At 49.4% G+C, this 18,098-nt stretch carries 10 protein-coding genes and 3 pseudogenes; 11 read left to right on the top strand and 2 right to left on the bottom strand.

Features of this window, described 5'->3' with window-relative positions:
- The first annotated feature begins 3 nt into the window (after nt 1-3).
- The 4 genes and pseudogenes from thiP (at nt 4) to ATN88_RS20835 (ending at nt 4,986) form a co-directional block, all read left to right on the top strand.
- Nucleotides 4-1,594: pseudogene (gene thiP / locus ATN88_RS20845) on the top strand (thiamine/thiamine pyrophosphate ABC transporter permease).
- Nucleotides 1,587-2,276 carry a thiamine ABC transporter ATP-binding protein gene (gene thiQ, locus ATN88_RS25670; RefSeq protein ID WP_083539552.1) on the top strand — a complete coding sequence of 230 codons (690 nt, stop codon included), beginning with the start codon at nt 1,587-1,589 and terminating at the stop codon, nt 2,274-2,276. Before thiP ends, thiQ begins: the two are co-directional and overlap by 8 nt.
- Nucleotides 2,277-2,369: 93 nt before the next feature.
- A complete protein-coding gene (locus ATN88_RS20840; protein WP_067419532.1) occupies nt 2,370-3,371 on the top strand; it encodes a GGDEF domain-containing protein in 1,002 nt (333 codons plus the stop codon).
- Between the two features lie 181 nt (nt 3,372-3,552).
- Nucleotides 3,553-4,986 carry a transporter substrate-binding domain-containing diguanylate cyclase gene (locus ATN88_RS20835; RefSeq protein ID WP_067419531.1) on the top strand — a complete coding sequence of 478 codons (1,434 nt, stop codon included), beginning with the start codon at nt 3,553-3,555 and terminating at the stop codon, nt 4,984-4,986.
- A gap of 46 nt (nt 4,987-5,032) precedes the next feature.
- Here ATN88_RS20835 and ATN88_RS20830 read toward each other — a convergent pair whose 3' ends face one another.
- Complete coding sequence (locus tag ATN88_RS20830) at nt 5,033-6,406, bottom strand: PhoH family protein (RefSeq protein ID WP_067419530.1); 1,374 nt, start codon at nt 6,404-6,406, stop codon at nt 5,033-5,035.
- Between the two features lie 356 nt (nt 6,407-6,762).
- Between ATN88_RS20830 and rapA the strand changes: the two are divergent.
- The 3 genes and pseudogenes from rapA to ATN88_RS20815 all read left to right on the top strand — a co-directional run bounded on the left by rapA (nt 6,763) and on the right by ATN88_RS20815 (nt 11,624).
- Nucleotides 6,763-9,677, top strand: a pseudogene (gene rapA / locus ATN88_RS20825) (RNA polymerase-associated protein RapA).
- Nucleotides 9,678-9,811: 134 nt separating this feature from the next.
- On the top strand, nt 9,812-10,582 hold the full coding sequence (gene rluA, locus ATN88_RS20820) for a bifunctional tRNA pseudouridine(32) synthase/23S rRNA pseudouridine(746) synthase RluA (RefSeq protein WP_067419529.1): 771 nt from the start codon (nt 9,812-9,814) through the stop codon (nt 10,580-10,582).
- An 88-nt stretch (nt 10,583-10,670) separates the two neighbouring features.
- Nucleotides 10,671-11,624, top strand: a complete 954-nt coding sequence (locus ATN88_RS20815; protein WP_067419528.1) for a D-2-hydroxyacid dehydrogenase — start codon at nt 10,671-10,673, stop codon at nt 11,622-11,624.
- A gap of 32 nt (nt 11,625-11,656) precedes the next feature.
- Here ATN88_RS20815 and djlA read toward each other — a convergent pair whose 3' ends face one another.
- Complete coding sequence (gene djlA / locus ATN88_RS20810) at nt 11,657-12,481, bottom strand: co-chaperone DjlA (protein ID WP_067419527.1); 825 nt, start codon at nt 12,479-12,481, stop codon at nt 11,657-11,659.
- A gap of 160 nt (nt 12,482-12,641) precedes the next feature.
- Here djlA and lptD point away from each other — a divergent pair, with 160 nt between their 5' ends.
- From lptD to rsmA, 4 genes and pseudogenes are all read left to right on the top strand, one after another.
- Complete coding sequence (gene lptD / locus ATN88_RS20805; RefSeq protein ID WP_067419526.1) at nt 12,642-14,993, top strand: LPS assembly protein LptD; 2,352 nt, start codon at nt 12,642-12,644, stop codon at nt 14,991-14,993.
- Nucleotides 14,994-15,091: 98 nt separating this feature from the next.
- Nucleotides 15,092-16,311 (top strand): annotated as a pseudogene (gene surA, locus ATN88_RS20800) (peptidylprolyl isomerase SurA).
- Entirely contained in the window at nt 16,298-17,293 is a 996-nt protein-coding gene (gene pdxA / locus ATN88_RS20795) for a 4-hydroxythreonine-4-phosphate dehydrogenase PdxA (protein ID WP_067419525.1), read from the top strand. Before surA ends, pdxA begins: the two are co-directional and overlap by 14 nt.
- Nucleotides 17,290-18,096, top strand: a complete 807-nt coding sequence (gene rsmA, locus ATN88_RS20790; protein ID WP_067419524.1) for a 16S rRNA (adenine(1518)-N(6)/adenine(1519)-N(6))-dimethyltransferase RsmA — start codon at nt 17,290-17,292, stop codon at nt 18,094-18,096. Before pdxA ends, rsmA begins: the two co-directional genes overlap by 4 nt.
- Nucleotides 18,097-18,098 lie beyond the last annotated feature (2 nt).

The raw sequence follows: 18,098 nt of genomic DNA, 5'->3' as shown, positions 1-18,098 counted from the left end.
AACGTGCTGAACCCTTCTCGCACATGGCCGGGTGTTATCTCGGCCGCATTGGTAGCGGTGCTCATTAGCGCCGCTTTATTTTCCTTGGTAACACAAGCACCGACGCTCGATGTCTGGTCGCTTTGGCAAGACCCTTATCTTCAACACGTCACGCTGTTCAGTATCAAGCAGGCCTTTCTGTCTACTCTGCTGTCCGTTGGCTTGGCGATTCCTGTTGCCCATGCACTGTCACGCCGCGAGTTTCCCGGCAAGAAACTATTGCTTCGCCTGTTTTCCATGACGCTCGTGCTGCCGGTTTTGGTCGGCGTGTTCGGCATACTGGCGATTTATGGCAAAAGCGGCTTGCTCGCTGATTGGCTGCCCATCTTCGGGCTTTCTTGGAATGTCAGCATCTACGGGCTTTCCGGTATTCTGCTCGCCCACGTTTTCTTTAATCTGCCGTTTTCCGTTCAGCTTCTGGTTCAGGCATTGGATCAGATCCCAAGCGATCAACAACGCCTCGCCTATCAACTCGGTATGCATGGCTGGCACAAGTTTCGATTGCTCGAATGGCCCTTCATGCGTCAGCAATTGCCACACGCCATTGGCTGGTGTTTATGCTGTGTTTCACCAGTTTTGCCACCGTCATGGCTCTGGGTGGCGGCCCCGGCGCGACCACAATTGAATTGGCAATTTACCAAGCCATTCGTTTCGACTTTGACTTGCAAACTGGTGCCATTCTCGCGCTGTGGCAGTTGCTGCTTTGCGGCTTGTTTCATCTCGTCGCTCAGCGTTTCACACGCCCGATTTCTCAACAAGGCAAAGACAGCCATATCACACTGCCAATGAAGCTCGATAGCACGCCAGAAAAGATGTGGGATGGATTTTGGATTGGTGCCGCTTTGCTTCTTGTGCTGCCACCGCTCGCGTCTGTGGTGTTAAGTGGTCTAAATCCCAAAGCCTTTGACGTTCTCACCCAACCTGCGCTTTGGTCGGCAACCTTAAATTCCATCAAGATCGCGGCAGGCACGGCGATGTGCGCGTTTGCACTTGGCAGTACGATTGTCCTTACCAGTCGCTTTTGGCGCTTGTCTGGCAAATCCCGCCGTGCAGATGGCATCGAAATGACAGCGTCCTTAGTGCTTGTTGTCCCAAGTGTCGTACTGGGCACAGGCTTCTTTTTGATGTTGCGAGAGCACGTTGATGTCTTTAGCTCACCCTATTGGTTGGTGCTGACAGTAAATACCCTGATGGCTTTGCCGTATATAGTGAAAGTGCTCAGCCAACCCGCTTTTCAGCTTGCTCAGCAATATCAAAGCTTGTGCAACAGCTTAGGTATAAAAGGGCTGAATCGACTCCGTCTTATTGAATGGCGTGCTCTTCGCGCACCAATCGGTCGAGCACTTGCCATCAGTTTCGTGTTATCTACCGGAGACTTAGGTGCGATTGCGCTGGTAGGCAGTCAAGATTTTCAAACTCTGCCTTTATACCTGTTCCATCTCGTTGGCAGTTACCAAATGGAAGCAGGCGCAGCAGCATCTCTGGTGCTGTTTGGATTAAGCTTGGCAGCTATGCCCTTATTGAAGCGTTTATCTCGAGGAAACGTCATGCTTAACGTCAGTGAGTTGTCCTATCAGTACCAAACTGAGGCACTGTCTTTTTCTTTCATGGCAGAAGCGGGATCAATTACCGCGATTTTAGGGCCAAGCGGAGCAGGAAAGAGCACACTTCTGACGCTGCTCTGCGGTCTGTTACCGCCGAGTGGCGGCAAGGTATTGTTTGATGACGAAGACTTCACCCAAAAGCCTGCTCACGAAAGGCCACTGTCTGTGCTTTTTCAAGAGCATAACCTCTTCAGCCACTTAACGGCGTTTGACAATATTGCGCTGGGTATCAGCCCTCGCCTTTCACTGACAAGCGAAGATAAGCAGCGTATCCAAAAAGCGGCTGCCGCTGTGGGTTTGGATACTTACCTTGACCGACTCCCAGGCCAGCTCTCTGGTGGCCAAAAGCAGCGCGTTGCCCTAGCAAGATGTTTGGTCAGAGAACGCCCTCTTCTTTTGCTGGATGAGCCGTTCTCGGCATTGGATCCCTCGCTGCGCAAAGACATGCTGTCTCAGGTGAAGCTGCTGGCAACGCAATTTGGCACCACCATCTTAATGGTGACCCACCATCCAGAAGATGCCGTCGCCATTGCCGACAAGGTGCTAATCATCGACCAAGGACGAGTTGCTCATCATATTGATATTTCAGAACTTAGCGTCAAAAACGAAAAGATAAACGCTTATCTTTCATAGAGATAAAACTCGCGCCTTGGTCAAACATTGCGCATCAATCAACCGCATCTATACTTGTTTTTAAGACATTCATATCAAAAGAGAGATGCGATTGTGACTGTAACCAGTATCGATGTGCTGGACTCAGTGGTAGACATTACTGCGCAAACGGAGTCCGATACCATTTCTGAAAGCCTGATAACAACGGTTCTTCAACTTACGCCGGCGAATCAGGTTTTGGTGTTGGACTACAACCCAGAGACGTCTCCCGAGTTTCTGGTTGTCGCCTGCTCTGACATTTTTCTCTATGAAGAAGAGAAAGATGCCATTGAGCGAATTTTGCGTGATTGCATCGCAACCGGCGAAAATGTCGTTGAATTCAGTAAAGCTGAAAACCAATCCTTGCTTGCCGTGCCTATTCGCTACGGCGAGAAAGAAGAAATCCACGGTGTCGTGTTCTGTAAAACCGATCAGCTCAAGGGCGATGAAGTACAACTCATTGAAGGGTTGGCAAAAGTCTACGAGAACTATCAGAAGATCATCTCTGCCAGTGAACGAGATGGCTTAACAGGTCTCTACAACCGCAAAGTCCTGACGACTAAGATTGATTTGCTGCTCGATCGTTTCTTGATCCAAGGTAGCAGCATCACAGATGACCCAAGCCATCACCATTGGGTGTGCATTTTCGATATAGATCATTTCAAACAGATCAATGACGCCCTTGGCCACGTATTCGGGGACGAAGTGATTTTGCTTATCACCGCGCTGATGAAACAAGCCTTCGATGAAGAGGATATTCTCTTCCGCTACGGCGGCGATGAGTTCGTCGTCATCATGCATCCTCAACCGCGTGAGGACATGGAGAAAACGATTCGCAGCTTCATTAAGAGCGTAAACGAGCGTGATTATGGGCAAGCGAAAGACGTATCAATCTCCATGGGTGCTGCCTCGATTAACGATCAAGAACTCAACGCCATCACAGTACTGGGCTTTGCAGACCAAGCACTTTACAAAGCGAAGCAGAACGGTCGCAATCAAGTTGCCTTCTATGAAGATTTGATTGCTGCGGGCGAGTTGCAATCCCTTGTCCCAGAAGACGATGTCGAACTTTTCTAACTAGCTCCAACATTCGCGTGCTTCAATCAAATTGAAGTACGCGAATTTGCGATAATGGTTGCAAATTAACACAGATCAAGACATTGACAAAAAACCACTTTTCCATTTCCCAGAACCCTGCCGCTTGCGTATAATCCACGACAGAGAATCTAGACAGGTTGGTCCATCGAGTTTTAAATTTATGCCAAGCGCCCGCCAGTTCGCCGCAATCTCACTGACGTTGCTATCTTATCTATTTCCCATCTCATCAATGGCAGAATCCAAGCCTTTGATCGTGACGGGATCCTCCACTTGGCAGCCGTTCTCTTTTATCAATAGAGATGGTGAAGCTGATGGCATTATGGTTGATTATTGGCGCCTCTACGCCAAGGTAAACAACCTTGATATCGAATTTAATCTGTTGCCTTGGAGCGAGTCGCTTCAATACGTCGCGAACACTAAAAATGTGGTTCATGGCGGTTTAGGCTATACAGGCTCAAGAGCGAAAACACTGTCCTTTTCTCGTGAGCTCCCGCTGCGTCACTACAACGTTAGCCTCTTTGTCCAGAAAGACCTGCCTTTTGACGATCTTCACCTTTTGGACTCTGCGGTTGTTGGCACGGTAAAAGACAGCACCAAGCACGCCTTTTTGATGTCTCGCATGCCAGAAGAAAACATTAAGCTTTTCCCGACCTTTGGCTCGCTCAATGACGCTGCGTATCGTGGTGACGTCGATGTGTTTATCGATGACTTGAGCACCGCGCTCTATGACATGCGCCACACCGGAAACTCGGGTGAATTTACTGCTCGCCGCAAGCTTTACTCTTTTCCACTTCACTTTGCGGTGAACAAAGACTCCCACGACAGCCTTGCTAGCATCGAAAACGGTCTGGATAAGATTGACTTAGATGACGTTAAAGCAATCTACGACAAGTGGCTGCCGCAAAACAAACTGCATTACGCGCTACCTTGGCTGAACAAGCACGCACAACTGACTATCTTGGTCAGCTTTATGGTGTTGATGGTGGTGGGCTTGTTCTTCTACCGTAAGCTGCTGAAAAGTCGCACGGAAGAGCTGAAATCTGCCGTTGAGGCTTTGAAATCTTCGGAAGAACGTTTGGAATGTGCCGTACAAAGCGATGCGCTCACCGGTGCCAAGACACGCCATCAGTTTTACAACTTACTGGCTGAAAAGCGTTTCTCCCCATCGCCGTATGTGGTGGCTGTGCTTGATATCGATAGCCTCAAACAAATCAATGAAAGCTTTGGTCAGGATGTTGGTGATATGGCACTGAGACATCTGGCAAAACTGGTTCGTCTGCAATTTAGTGGCAGCACTGTGGTTGCACGTTTGGGTGGCGGTGAGTTTGGTGTGTTGTTCGATTTAACGGAAAGCAGCCAAGCATTGAAGCGTATCAAGCAGCTTCAAAAGGTGCTGCAGTTGAGCCCATTGCACATCGACCAGCAAAACATCCCGGTCAAATTCAGCGAAGGCATTGCCTGCTACCCTTACGATGGCGAAGACGGCGAAACCTTAGTGACGATTGCCACGACTCGTATGCGTGCAAACAAACCCAATAATATGTTCAATAACATAGATATCGATGCAAACGTGATTGAAAGGCGTTGGGCATAAACACAAAAGGGCAGCCAAACGGCTGCCCTTTTCCTTACGGTTCCTGTTAGAGGTTCTCTTCAGCAAACTCTGCGAGGCGGCTACGCACGACCCCATTAAGGTACACACACGCACTGCCTTCAAAGTTCTTAAATCTTTCTACAATGTACGTCAGGCCCGACGTTACAGGTGTCAGGTAAGGACTGTCTATCTGCGCAAGGTTACCGGAACAAACAATTTTCGTTCCTTCGCCACAACGCGTGATAATGGTTTTTAACTGGGACGCGGTTAGGTTCTGACACTCATCCAAAATCACAAACGCATTTTGAATCGAGCGACCGCGCATAAAGTTAATGGACTTAAATTGCAGGTTGGCTTTATCCATGATGTAACGCATAGAGCCATCTGCACACTCATCGTTCTTGTGTAGCGCCTCCAAGGTATCCGTTACCGCACCCAGCCAAGGCAGCATCTTCTCTTCTTCCGTACCCGGTAAGAAGCCGATGGACTCTGCGATTTCCGGTGTATTTCGGGTAACGATGATTTTATCGTACATCCCTTTTTCCACCACCTGCTCCAAAGCGGCAGCCATCGCTAGGATGGTTTTACCACAGCCAGCAGGACCGGTAAGGATGACGAGGTCGACATGGGGATCCAGTAACGCATCCATTGCCATGCCCTGATAAATATTTTTTGGTCGCACTCCCCAAGCTTCGCGATGCATCAAGCGTTCACGACTGATGTCTTTCAGATGAAGTTTATCGGCTTCAAGGCCAACAACACGCCCTGCAAATTCATCACTTTCATCAAGAATGTATTGGTTCACAAAGGTGTTTTCAATCATGTCTCGAGGCATAGTGTGAAGCGTTGTACGTCCACTGTTTTGCGACTCCACTTGACCGACTTGATCCCAGAAACTGCCTTCAAAGACCTGAAAGCCTTTGGTCAACAGACTGACATCGTCAATCAACTGGTCGGTGCGGTAGTCTTCTACGTAGCGAACACCGGCACCTTTTGCTCTCAGACGCATGTTGATGTCTTTGGTGACCAACACCACCATACGCGGCGAGCGTTTTGCCTGTAGGTAAAGCACAGCATTGAGGATGCGGTTGTCGCCCGCTTTATCCGCAAATGCCTGCACGGTTTCTTTAATTTCGAAGTCAGCAAGGATGGATACCGTTCCGGTGTTACCTTCTTTGCCGACGACAATGCCTTCGGAGATCTGATCAGGCGTTGCATCTTTGAAGATATCTTCCAGCGCACGGATAGCAACACGGGCATCGCGAGCAACATCACGTTTGCTGTCTTTGATTCGGTCGAGTTCTTCGAGGACGGTCATTGGAATGACCACGTCGTGTTCTTGAAAGGAATAGATGGCGAAAGGTTCATGAAGCAGGATGTTAGTGTCCAGCACAAAGAATTTCCGTTCGGCATCGCCCATAGGCACCTCCTTGGTTGCTTAGGCTGAGTGAGTTTCCCCACGTCGCCTGATGACTGTGCCATTTGGCTATGCGACACAGCTATCGGGCTTCTTTCTTAATCCTAAGACAAATTTCAGTCTTAACGTGTTGTCTACTCCACATTTTCATTAATTTGTTACCCATATGTTACATCTGCCATTTTTCCTACTTTGACCGTGACCGCGTTCACATCTTCAAGTACCATTGGCAACCATTTTCTCCGTGCTCATGATGACCTACACTGTAGTTCTCGGATAGGCACGCAAGGGCAATTGCCCTACAAGCCACACGGCTTATTTCCAATTTGTGTCAGCTTTAACCAGAGGTTTCTCCCTTTATGTCATACGCCCTCGGACAACGTTGGATCAGCGATACTGAAAGCGATTTAGGTCTGGGAACTGTTGTTGCCCTCGACGCGCGTACAGTTACCCTGATGTTTCCTGCCAGCGAAGAAAACCGCTTGTATGCGCGTAACGATGCGCCGATCACTCGAGTCATGTTTAATGCGGGTGACACCATTGAAAGCCATGAAGGTTGGTTTCTGACCGTTGAACGCGTTGAAGAAGACAATGGCATTCTGACCTACGTGGGTCAGCGTACCGACACCGGCGAAGAGAACGTTGTCCTGCGTGAAATCCTGCTAAGTCACCAAATTCGTTTTAACAAACCTCAAGACAAGCTGTTCGCAGGTCAAATTGACCGTATGGACCGTTTCGCGCTGCGTTACCGTGCGCTGAAAAACCAATACGAGCAACACAAGAGCCCTATGCGTGGTCTTTGTGGCATGCGTGCAGGCCTTATCCCTCATCAGCTGTTTATCGCGCACGAAGTCGGTCGCCGCCACGCACCTCGCGTATTGTTGGCGGACGAAGTCGGTCTGGGTAAAACCATCGAAGCGGGCATGATCATCCACCAGCAGGTGCTGTCTGGTCGTGCATCACGCGTGCTGGTTGTGGTACCAGAAACCCTGCAACACCAATGGCTGGTAGAGATGCTTCGTCGATTCAATTTGCATTTCTCCATTTTTGACGAAGAGCGTTGTGTTGAAGCGTTTGCCGATGCAGATAATCCATTTGATACCGCGCAGCTGGTACTGTGTTCTCTGGACTTCCTACGCAAGAGCCGCAAGCGCGCAGAACAAGCGGCAGAAGGCGAGTGGGACCTATTGGTCGTGGACGAAGCGCACCACCTAGAGTGGAGCGAAGACAAAGTCAGCCGCGAATACCAAGTTATTGAAGGCATTGCTGAGAACACCCCGGGCGTGCTGCTGCTTACGGCAACGCCAGAGCAGCTTGGCCGCGAAAGTCACTTCGCTCGTTTGCGCCTGCTCGACCCAGACCGTTTCTACGACTACCAAGCGTTTGTCGAAGAAGAGCAGCAATATGAACCTGTTGCTGATGCGGTTAGCCAACTGCTGTCGAACGAAAAGCTTAGCAACGACGCGAAGAACAGCATCACTGAACTCTTGTCTGAGCAAGACGTAGAGCCGTTGCTGCGCATCGTAGAAGCCGACGATGTGGACGAAGAACAACGTCGTGATGCTCGCCATGAACTGATTGACAACCTGATGGACCGTCACGGCACGGGTCGCGTACTGTTCCGTAACACCCGCGCGGCGATTCAAGGTTTCCCTCAGCGTCACCTGAACCTGTACCCGCTGGCATTGCTTCGCAGTATCAAACAGCAATGCGTGTAGCTGGCATCATGGGCGGCGGTAATCAAAGCATCGAACAAAAAGCGGTTCAGTGGCTGTACCCAGAGGATATCTACCAACAGTTTGAAGGCGAAAACGCGAGCTGGTGGGGCTTTGACCCACGTATCGACTGGCTGCTAGATCTGCTGAAATCAAACCGTCAGGAAAAAGTGCTGGTTATCTGTTCTCGCGCTCAAACTGCACTGGCACTTGAGCAAGCACTGCGTGAGCGTGAAGGCATCCGTGCACAGTGTTCCACGAGGGCATGTCGATTCTTGAGCGCGATAAAGCCGCTGCTTACTTTGCACAAGAAGAAGCGGGTGCGCAGGTGCTGATTTGTTCTGAAATCGGCTCTGAAGGTCGTAACTTCCAGTTCGCGAATCAACTGGTGATGTTCGATTTACCGATGAACCCAGACCTGCTTGAGCAGCGTATCGGTCGTCTTGACCGTATTGGTCAAAAGCGTGATATCGAAATTCATGTTCCGTTCATGCAAGGCACTTCTCAAGCACTGCTGGCACGTTGGTACAACGAAGGCTAAATGCGTTTGAAGAAACCTGCCCAACAGGCCGCTCTATCTTCGAACATGTGCAAGACGATCTTCTGCAACTGCTGGCAAAAGGTAGCATCGACGAGTCGCTAGACACCTTGATTGAAACCAGTGCAGAAATGCACCACCGCTTGAAGGCTGAGCTGGAGAAAGGCCGTGACCGTCTTCTAGAAATGCATTCAAACGGCGGCGATGACGCCAAGGCACTGGCTGAAACCATCCGTTCACTGGACGGTGACACGAACCTTGTTACCTTTGCTTTGGGTTTGTTCGACACCGTCGGCCTGAACCAAGACGACAAAGGCGAAAACGCCATTGTCGTGACACCTTCAGAGCACATGCTGGTATCGAGCTACCCTGGTCTCCCTTACGAAGGCTGTACCATCACGTTTGACCGTAATACTGCGCTGTCACGTGAAGATCTGCATTTCATCAGCTGGGAACACCCAATGATTCAAGGTGGCATCGATCTTCTGCTGTCGGAAGATGTAGGTACTACAGCGGTATCACTGTTGAAGAACAAAGCCCTGCCAGTCGGCACCTTGTTCCTAGAGCTGGTATATGTCGCAGATGCACAAGCACCAAAGAGCTCGGGAATTCATCAGTTCTTACCAGCAACCCCAATTCGCGTGCTGTTGGATGCCAAAGGCAACGACTTGGCGGCGCAGGTTGAATTTGATAGCTTCCACCGCCAACTGAGCCCTGTGAACCGCCACCTTGCAAGCAAGCTGGTATCTTCTGTGCAGAAGCAAATTCACGGTTTGATTGAACTGTCTGAACCGTTTGCGGAGAAACAACTGATCACTATCCGTGAAACGGCTGAAGCAGAGATGACCGCGAAACTGCGTGCAGAGCTGGATCGCCTGCAAGCTCTGAAAGCAGTTAACCCGAATATCCGTGATGACGAACTGGAAGCGATTGAATCTCAAATGGGCGAACTTCGCGCTACATCAGTCAAGCTCAGGTTCAGTTGGACTCGCTGCGCGTTATCGTGGTGAGCCACCAATAAGCATTCGCTTATATAAGCACTAGGCTATTTACCTGTCCTTAAGGCACTGCTTCGGCGGTGCCTTTCTTTTTCTTCCCCTTCCCTTTCAAAGTTGTCGTGCTACACTTCCGGCCGTCTAACTTTCGAGCAAAATAATGAGCAGCGACTTTATCTACAACCCACCAACGGAACCTTGGTTGGACGTTATTTATCAGGACGACGACATCATTGCGATCAACAAACCAAGTGGCCTACTAACTAATCCAGGCCGCGATCCTGCGCACTATGACAGTGCCTGGTCTCGCATTAAAAGTGAGTACCCAGAAGCAGAGCTGGTTCACCGCCTTGATATGTCGACCTCAGGGTTGATTGTCTTTGCTAAGCACAAGAAAGCAGAACGTCATTTAAAGGCGCAGTTTCGAGAGCGTGTGACGCACAAACTTTACTACGCGCGCGTGTGGGGCAGCGTTGAGCAAGATGAAGGTCGCGTTGATCTTCCTCTGATTTGCGACTGGCCTAACCGTCCCAAACAAATGGTATGCTTTGAGCACGGCAAACCGTCAGTCACTGACTATGAAGTGGTGAAACGTGAGAAGAAAACCACGCTGGTTCGCTTGCTGCCAATCACGGGCCGCTCCCATCAACTGCGCGTACACATGTTGGCACTCGAACACCCGATCGTTGGCGATGAATTTTACGCCCATCCTCAAGCATTGAGGTACTCGCCACGCTTACAACTGCATGCGGGAGAGCTTTGCTTTCTCCATCCAGGCACGGGCGAACCCATGCACTTGGCGGCACCGTGTGAATTCTATTCTGGCGCACCCAGCAACATTTTGGTTCAGCGCGGTATTGAAGCCGACGCAAGCCTGATGCCGCCCGAGAAAGTGAAAGGTAAAAGAGAGCAACACGGCCAATCAAACTAAGCCAAAAACCAAATTCCAGCGCGTTTACTGGTGTAATCGCGCGGATACGGGCATCATCGATGGGTGACGTTGAATAAGGAAGTCCGCCATGGAAAAGATAGTCTTTCTTGATAGAGCCACGATTCCGGCTCATATCACTCTCCCAGTACCAAGCTTTGAACATCAGTGGACCACCTATCAGGAAACACGTCCCGAAGAGGTTATCGCTCGGCTCAAAGACGCAACCATTGTTATTACTAACAAAGTCGTTTTATCCCCAGAGATCCTTTCCGCACTTCCCAATCTCAAACTCATCGCCATTGCCGCGACGGGATATAACAACGTCGATATCGACTGGTGCCACAAACACTCGCTAACCGTCTGTAACATTCGCGGCTACGCCACGCAATCCGTGCCGGAGCATGTGATGGCCATGGCTTTTTCACTGCGTCGCAGCCTGAATGCCTACCACAGGGATATTGAACTCGGTGTTTGGAAAGAGAAAAATCAATTTTGCTTTTTTACGCATCCCATTGGTGACATCGCCGGTGCGACACTCGGCATCATTGGAGGTGGCAGTTTGGGGCAAGCTGTCGCGAACTTAGCAAAAGCCGTCGGCATGAAAGTGCTGTTCGCCGAGCACAAAAACGCAAACACGGTGAGAGAGGGATACGTTCCGTTTGAAGCTGTGCTCAAACAAGCAGATGTCCTAACGCTTCACTGTCCGCTAAACGCGCAAACTCAAAACCTGATTGGTACAGATGAACTCAAGGCGATGAAAACCAGTGCCATATTGGTCAACACAGGTAGAGGTGGCTTAGTGGATGAACAGGCGTTAGTGAAGGCACTTAAAGATGGTGAGATTGCAGGTGCTGGTGTGGATGTGTTTACGCAAGAGCCAGCGGACAATACCAACCCACTGCTGGCCAATGCTGGCATGCCAAACCTTCTTCTCACACCGCATGTCGCGTGGGGTTCAGACTCCAGCATTCAAACACTGGCCAATCAGCTGGTCGACAATATCAATGCCTTTGTGAACGGTGAGGCCCAAAACACACTTTGAGCCTCAACAACGTTGCGAAAAATATAAGAGGGCTATTTGTAGCCCTTTTCTTTTTTCACCAGATCGTAAGCGGCTTGTATTTCCTGCGCTTTTTGCTTCGCGATTTCCATCATTTCAGGTGGCAGACCTTTCGCAGCAAGCTTGTCCGGGTGGTGCTCGTTCATCAGCTTACGGTAAGCACGTTTCACCGTCTGACTGCTGGCATCCTCTTCAACACCCAAAATTTTGAACGCATCTTTTAAACGAGAACCCGAGAAATCCCCCTGCCATTGCTGCTGTTGTCCAGAACCACCTTGTCGCTGGTAGAACTTGAACGCGGCTTCTTGCATCATCAGCCGTTGTTCTAACTGCTGACGAGAAAAACCTAAGACACCGGCAATGGTATATAACACTTGGCGTTCGCTTGGGTGCATTGAGCCATCGGCGTATGCAGCCTGAATTTGCACCTCAAGGAAAAATTGAAGTAAATCAGAGCGCCCACCGCAATTTTTACGCACTTCCTGAAGTGTTTCTTCTAGAGGGAACGCGCTTTCTTTGCCCTCTCGGAAAGCATCTTGCGCAGCGCGGCGGGCGTCGCCTTGAAGGCCCATGCGATCCATCAAATTCGACGCGAGACGGATTTCATTTTCAGTGACTTTGCCTTTTGCTTTGGCAACGTGTCCCATCACCGCAAAGGTGGCATGAAAGTAAGCTTGTTGTCTTTCTTGCTGATTGCCTCCCAAAAAACCTCCGCCAAAAGCCGCATTTTGACGCGCTTTGTCGAACTTATGCCCTAAAAACAGGCCTAACGCTAAGCCAACCCATTTTCCGAGCAGGAAGCCAAAGAATGCCCCCAGCACTTTTCCCCAAACTGCCATGTTTCTTACTCTATTTGTTTAATTTCTCTCGTTTACGCCAGCAAGCAGGTGCTGTCTGGGATGAATTGCATTATCATAACCCACATTTTTCAGCAAAATTTGCCAGGACACAGCGCAAGAGTATACCAGCGCTTCGTACCAACAACAGGATTGAGTTTTAATGTCACTGACTGCCAGAAGTTTTTTATCCACTATGATTTGGCTTGCTTTGTACGGCCAAGCGGTAGCGGGTGAAACGAGTGTCACACAGGGCAATCCCAATGCCTTGGAAATTCCCAAAGGCACCTGCCTTGCACCTGAGTACCGCTGTCTGACCAAGGCCGAACAATCAGACGATATAAACAATCAACCAATCACGATTGTGGCAGACTCTGCTGAAGCTAAAGCAAACGAGAAGTCGATTTATCGCGGCGACGTGGTTGTCAAACAAGGCCACCGCACCGTGCGCGCTGACGAAGCCATTCTTCGCCAGCCTGAAAACGTGGTTACCGCTGAAGGTAACGTGTATTACCACGACGGTGATATTGCCATCAGAGGTAAATCGCTTCAAACCAACCTCGACAACGAGGACACCACACTCACAGACATCAATTACCAGATGATGTGTGAACCGGGTCGTGGTGAAGCCAAGCGCGTATTTAAAAACGGCACCACCTTCTACGAATTGGAAGACGGCACCTACACCACCTGTCCAGAAAAAGATGACAGTTGGCGCTTTGTGGCAGGCAAAATCGAAAAAGAGGACGGCGATATATTCGCTGATCTCTACAACGCACGCTTTGAAGTCCTTGATACACCTGTCTTCTACATGCCATACCTCCGCGTTCCCGTTGAAGATGGACGATTGACGGGCTTCTTATACCCATCAATCAGCTGGAACGACAGCGATGGCATTGAATTTGAAACACCTTTTTATTGGAACATTCACCCGCAAGCCGACATGGTTATCACGCCCAAATACATGTCGAATCGTGGCTTATTTATGTCATTTGAGCCAAGATATTTAACAAAAGCTGGCATCGGGACCATGGTTGTTGAATACATGGGCGAAGATCGCCTCTATCCCGAGTTCGATAAAAGTTGGGGCTTTAACTGGCGTCATAACGGGATACAGGACCATTGGAAATACGATATCGACTATAGCAAAGTTAGCGATATCAGTTACTTTTCTCGCCATACCGACTCTCGTGTAGGTAGCCGTGAAGACAATACCCTGCTGCAAACGGGTGACGTGTCTTATCGCGATCTCAATTGGGACAGTACGCTGTCGGTAAGAAACTTCCAGGCTTTAAGCGAGAATACCTCGGTCTATCGCTTGCTGCCCCAGCTTTCGATGAATTATTACCACACTGATTTGGCTTATGGCGTTGACTTCCAAATGCCCTTCCAAGTCAGCAAATTCGCAACAGATGACAATACCAAGCCGGATGCTGTTCGCGTTAACCTCGCACCAACGTTCACTTTGCCATATAACTTGCCATGGCTCAGTGCGTCCGCAGAAGGCAAGTTGTATTACACCTATTACGACCAATCGAATATTGAAGGCGTAACGGGTGTTAATGGTGAAAAGCTTGAAGAGACAGTGTCTCGCGTTGTGCCAATGGCGAGGCTGCATGCGGCAATTACGCTTGAAAGAAGTGGCACACTGTTAAACGAAGCATATACGCAAACGTTAGAGCCCCAAATTCAATATCTTTATATCCACGATGTCGATCAAAGTGGTATTTACAACCCTGTGAATTATGCAGGCGGTGGTTACGACACGGCGCGACTGCAGACGGACTATTACGGCCTGTTCCGCGCGAATCAATTTAGTAGTATCGACTACATCAACCCTGCAAACCAATTCACGGTCGGTGCTGCGACGCGTTTCTTTGATGATGGGTTTAAAGAGAGATTCAATATCGCTTTTGGTCAAATTTATTACTTGGACAGACCGGATAGCAACAATGGCACTTTGGTTGACTACTCAGCATGGGCCGTAGAAAGTGAGTTAAATCTTTTCGACAACTTTTTTGTTAGAGGTTCTGTCGAGTACGATAGCAATATCAGTAACATGCAATTTGGAAACGCAACTATTGAATATCGTAAAGATGAAACCTTCGTTCAGACAAGTTATCGATACGTGTCTAAGAACTATATTGCCAGCACGACGGGTAACGAAGACTTGGATTCGATCACAGAAGATGGAATCTCGCAACTTGGTCTCGTTGCAGGCTTCCCACTGACTAAAAATCTGAGTGTCCAAGGACAGTACTTCCACGATTTAACTCAGGATTTGTTGTTAGAAAACCAATTTGGCATTACCTACACATCAGCATGTTGGGCAATTGGATTGAGCTATAACAAATACCTGCTGACTCGCAACAATATTAATGACCCAGAGTTGTACGACAACAATATCACTCTATCGTTTAGCCTTCTCGGAATTGGAGCGGATGCAGGCTTTGGCTATAGCACCGCAAGTGGCAACGCTCTGGGTTATAGCAACCCATTTGGTCTGAACAACTAATTTTAAACTTGGAATTGCAAATGAAAAAATGGACGAAAGCAGTACTGGCCGTGGCAATGTCTGCCAGCTCGTTATCTGTATCTGCAGAACCCACAGAATTGGATCATGTTGTCACTGTTGTTAACGAGGGCGTTGTCCTTTCAAGTGACATTGAAGCATTGAAAAAAACCGTTGCCTTGAACGCAAAAGCGGACACCTTGCCACCAGAAGATGTTCTTGAGCAGCAAATTCTCGATCAGCTCATTATTGAAGAGCTTCAACTCCAAGAAGCGCAGCGTTTGGGTATTCGTATCGACGATACCCGCCTTGAGCAAGCCATTGCAGCATCGCCAAAGAAAAAAAAATGTCGGTTCAAGCCCTTCGTAGTGAACTTAAGAAAAACGGCATCACTTGGTCAGATTACCGCGAGCAAATCCGCCGAGAAATGACCATTGGTGAAGCGCGCAATATTCAGGTTCGTCGTCGCATCAACATCCTGCCTCAAGAAGTGGAATCGTTGGCGGCAGAACTTAATGCGCAAAACCTTGAAAAAGTTGAATACCACATCCGTCAAATTCAGCTTCGCGTTGATGAAGATGCCGACAAAGCGCAGCGCGACGCGACGCTTGCCAAAGCTAACCAACTGATTGCCGACCTGAAAAAAGGCAAAAACTTTGCGTCTTTGGCATTAGCCTTTTCAAAAGGTCCGAAAGCCCTAGAAGGCGGTGATTGGGGCTGGATGCGTTTGGAAGAAATGCCAACCATCTTTGCTGACCAAATTGGTAACAACGGTAAAGGTGCCATCATTGGTCCGTTTCGCAGCGGTGTGGGCTACCACATTTTGAAAATTGACGATGTGAAGGGGCTAGAATCCGTTGCCGTTACTGAGGTTAAAGCGCGCCATATACTGATCAAGCCGTCTATTATCTTGAGTGATGAAGGCGCAAAGGCGCAGCTCAATCAGATGATTGCCCAGATCAAGAGCGGCCAGAAAACCTTTGCCGAACTGGCAGAGCTTAACAGTGCCGATCCAGGCTCTGCGGTAAAAGGTGGCGATTTAGGTTGGCAAACGTCTGATCTTTACGTTCCTGAGTTCAAAGATAAAGTGGATACCTTGCCTGAAGGACAAATCAGCGAACCGTTTAAAACCGTTCATGGTTGGCACATCGTCGAAGTTGAAGATCGTCGCCAAGCCGATCGCACCGATGCTGCTATGCAAAACCGTGCCTATCGCATCCTGTTGAACCGTAAGTTCAATGAAGAAGCTCAAGCTTGGCTTCAAGAGTTGCGTGCAGGTGCTTATGTTGAACAAGTAGGTAATCTTGATGACAACAGCTAAACCACAACGTATCGCCATCACACCGGGAGAGCCTGCGGGTATCGGCCCGGATTTGGTATTGAGTCTGGCGCATGGCAATTGGCCTCACCAGCTTGTTATTTGTGGTAACAAAAGCATGCTGGAAGCGCGCGCTGCGTTACTTGGACTGGATGTGCGTTTTGAAGACTACGACGCAAATGCAGCACCAAAAGCACATGAGTCTGGCGTGCTTGTCGTTTGCGACGAGCCATTAGATGCACCTGTGGTACCAGGTGTGCTCAATGAAGCAAACGGCCGTTATGTTCTCAATACGCTCACTCGCGCAGCCGAAGGCAATATGCAAGGCGAGTTTGCGGCAGTCGTGACAGGCCCAGTGCACAAAGGCGTAATTAACCGCTCTGGCGTGTCGTTTAGCGGCCACACTGAGTTTTTCCAGCATCATGCCAACGTACAGCAAGTGGTCATGATGCTTGCCACTGAAGGCCTGCGTGTCGCCTTGGTGACCACGCATATCCCGTTGGCCTATGTGTCAAAAGCGATCACTGAAGAACGCTTGTTCCAAGTGATTGAAATCCTAAACGAAGATATGAAGTCTAAGTTTGGTATTAAAGAACCTAAGATTTATGTCTGTGGTTTGAACCCGCATGCGGGTGAAGACGGCTGTTTAGGCCGTGAAGAGATCGAAGTGATTGAGCCTGCGCTCGAGAAGCTTCGCGCGCAAGGCATGAAGCTAATTGGCCCATTGCCTGCCGACACGCTCTTCCAAGATAAATACTTAAAAGACGCAGATGCGGTACTCGCGATGTATCACGATCAGGGGCTGCCTGTGTTAAAATTCAAGGGATTTGGAAAGTCAGTCAACATTACGCTTGGCTTACCTTTCATCCGAACTTCTGTAGATCATGGTACCGCATTGGATTTAGCAGGTACCGGAACGGCGGATACTGGAAGCCTGCGGACCGCGCTATCCCACGCCATCGAGTTAGTAGATAAAAAAGCATGAGCGATAATGTCCATCTAGGCCACCGCGCGCGTAAGCGTTTTGGTCAGAACTTCCTGAACGATCCGTACATCATCGACGGTATCGTATCTGCCATTAACCCTCTACCAGGTGAGAATCTGGTGGAAATCGGCCCTGGTCTCGGCGCACTGACTGAGCCTGTTGCGCGCGAAGTCGACAAGCTGAGCGTGGTTGAGCTTGACCGCGATCTGGCTGAACGTCTGCGCCATCACCCAGAGCTGGCTGACAAACTGACCATCTATGAAGGCGATGCGATGAAGTTTGACTTCACGCAGCTGGCTTCTGAAGAAAACCCACTGCGTATTTTTGGTAACCTGCCATACAACGTATCTACGCCTTTGATGTTCCACCTTTTCAGTTTTGCCGGCGCAGTGAAAGACATGCACTTCATGCTGCAAAAAGAAGTGGTAAATCGTCTGGCAGCGGGTCCAAACAGCAAAGCGTACGGTCGTCTGACAGTTATGGCGCAGTACTACTGTAAAGTGGTTCCCGTCTTGGAAGTGCCGCCTACTGCGTTCAAACCAGCACCAAAAGTAGACTCTGCCGTTGTACGTCTGATACCACACAAAGAGCTGCCGCATCCAACGACGAGCCTAAAGTGGCTTGAGCGTGTTTGTCGTGAGGGCTTTAACCAACGTCGTAAAACTGTCCGCAACTGCTATAAATCATTAGTAGATGCAGAAACGCTGGAATCACTGGGTATCGACCCTTCAGTGCGTCCGGAAAGTCTGACGCTGGCACAATTTGTGGCACTGGCAAACTGGATGGATGCTAACCACAAGTAACA

Origin of the sequence: Enterovibrio coralii (genome assembly GCF_001559595.1) — a bacterium.
Taxonomy (GTDB): domain Bacteria; phylum Pseudomonadota; class Gammaproteobacteria; order Enterobacterales; family Vibrionaceae; genus Enterovibrio; species Enterovibrio coralii.
This window is presented reverse-complemented; position numbering and strand designations above follow the sequence as displayed.

Excerpts from the sequence above, each read along its gene's own strand:
- thiQ (WP_083539552.1), top strand. The coding sequence starts at position 1,587 with ATGCTTAACGTCAGTGAGTTGTCCTATCAGTACCAAACTGAGGCACTG.
- ATN88_RS20835 (WP_067419531.1), top strand. The coding sequence starts at position 3,553 with ATGCCAAGCGCCCGCCAGTTCGCCGCAATCTCACTGACGTTGCTATCT.
- ATN88_RS20830 (WP_067419530.1), bottom strand. The coding sequence starts at position 6,406 with ATGGGCGATGCCGAACGGAAATTCTTTGTGCTGGACACTAACATCCTG.
- rluA (WP_067419529.1), top strand. The coding sequence starts at position 9,812 with ATGAGCAGCGACTTTATCTACAACCCACCAACGGAACCTTGGTTGGAC.
- ATN88_RS20815 (WP_067419528.1), top strand. The coding sequence starts at position 10,671 with ATGGAAAAGATAGTCTTTCTTGATAGAGCCACGATTCCGGCTCATATC.
- djlA (WP_067419527.1), bottom strand. The coding sequence starts at position 12,481 with ATGGCAGTTTGGGGAAAAGTGCTGGGGGCATTCTTTGGCTTCCTGCTC.
- lptD (WP_067419526.1), top strand. The coding sequence starts at position 12,642 with ATGTCACTGACTGCCAGAAGTTTTTTATCCACTATGATTTGGCTTGCT.
- pdxA (WP_067419525.1), top strand. The coding sequence starts at position 16,298 with ATGACAACAGCTAAACCACAACGTATCGCCATCACACCGGGAGAGCCT.
- rsmA (WP_067419524.1), top strand. The coding sequence starts at position 17,290 with ATGAGCGATAATGTCCATCTAGGCCACCGCGCGCGTAAGCGTTTTGGT.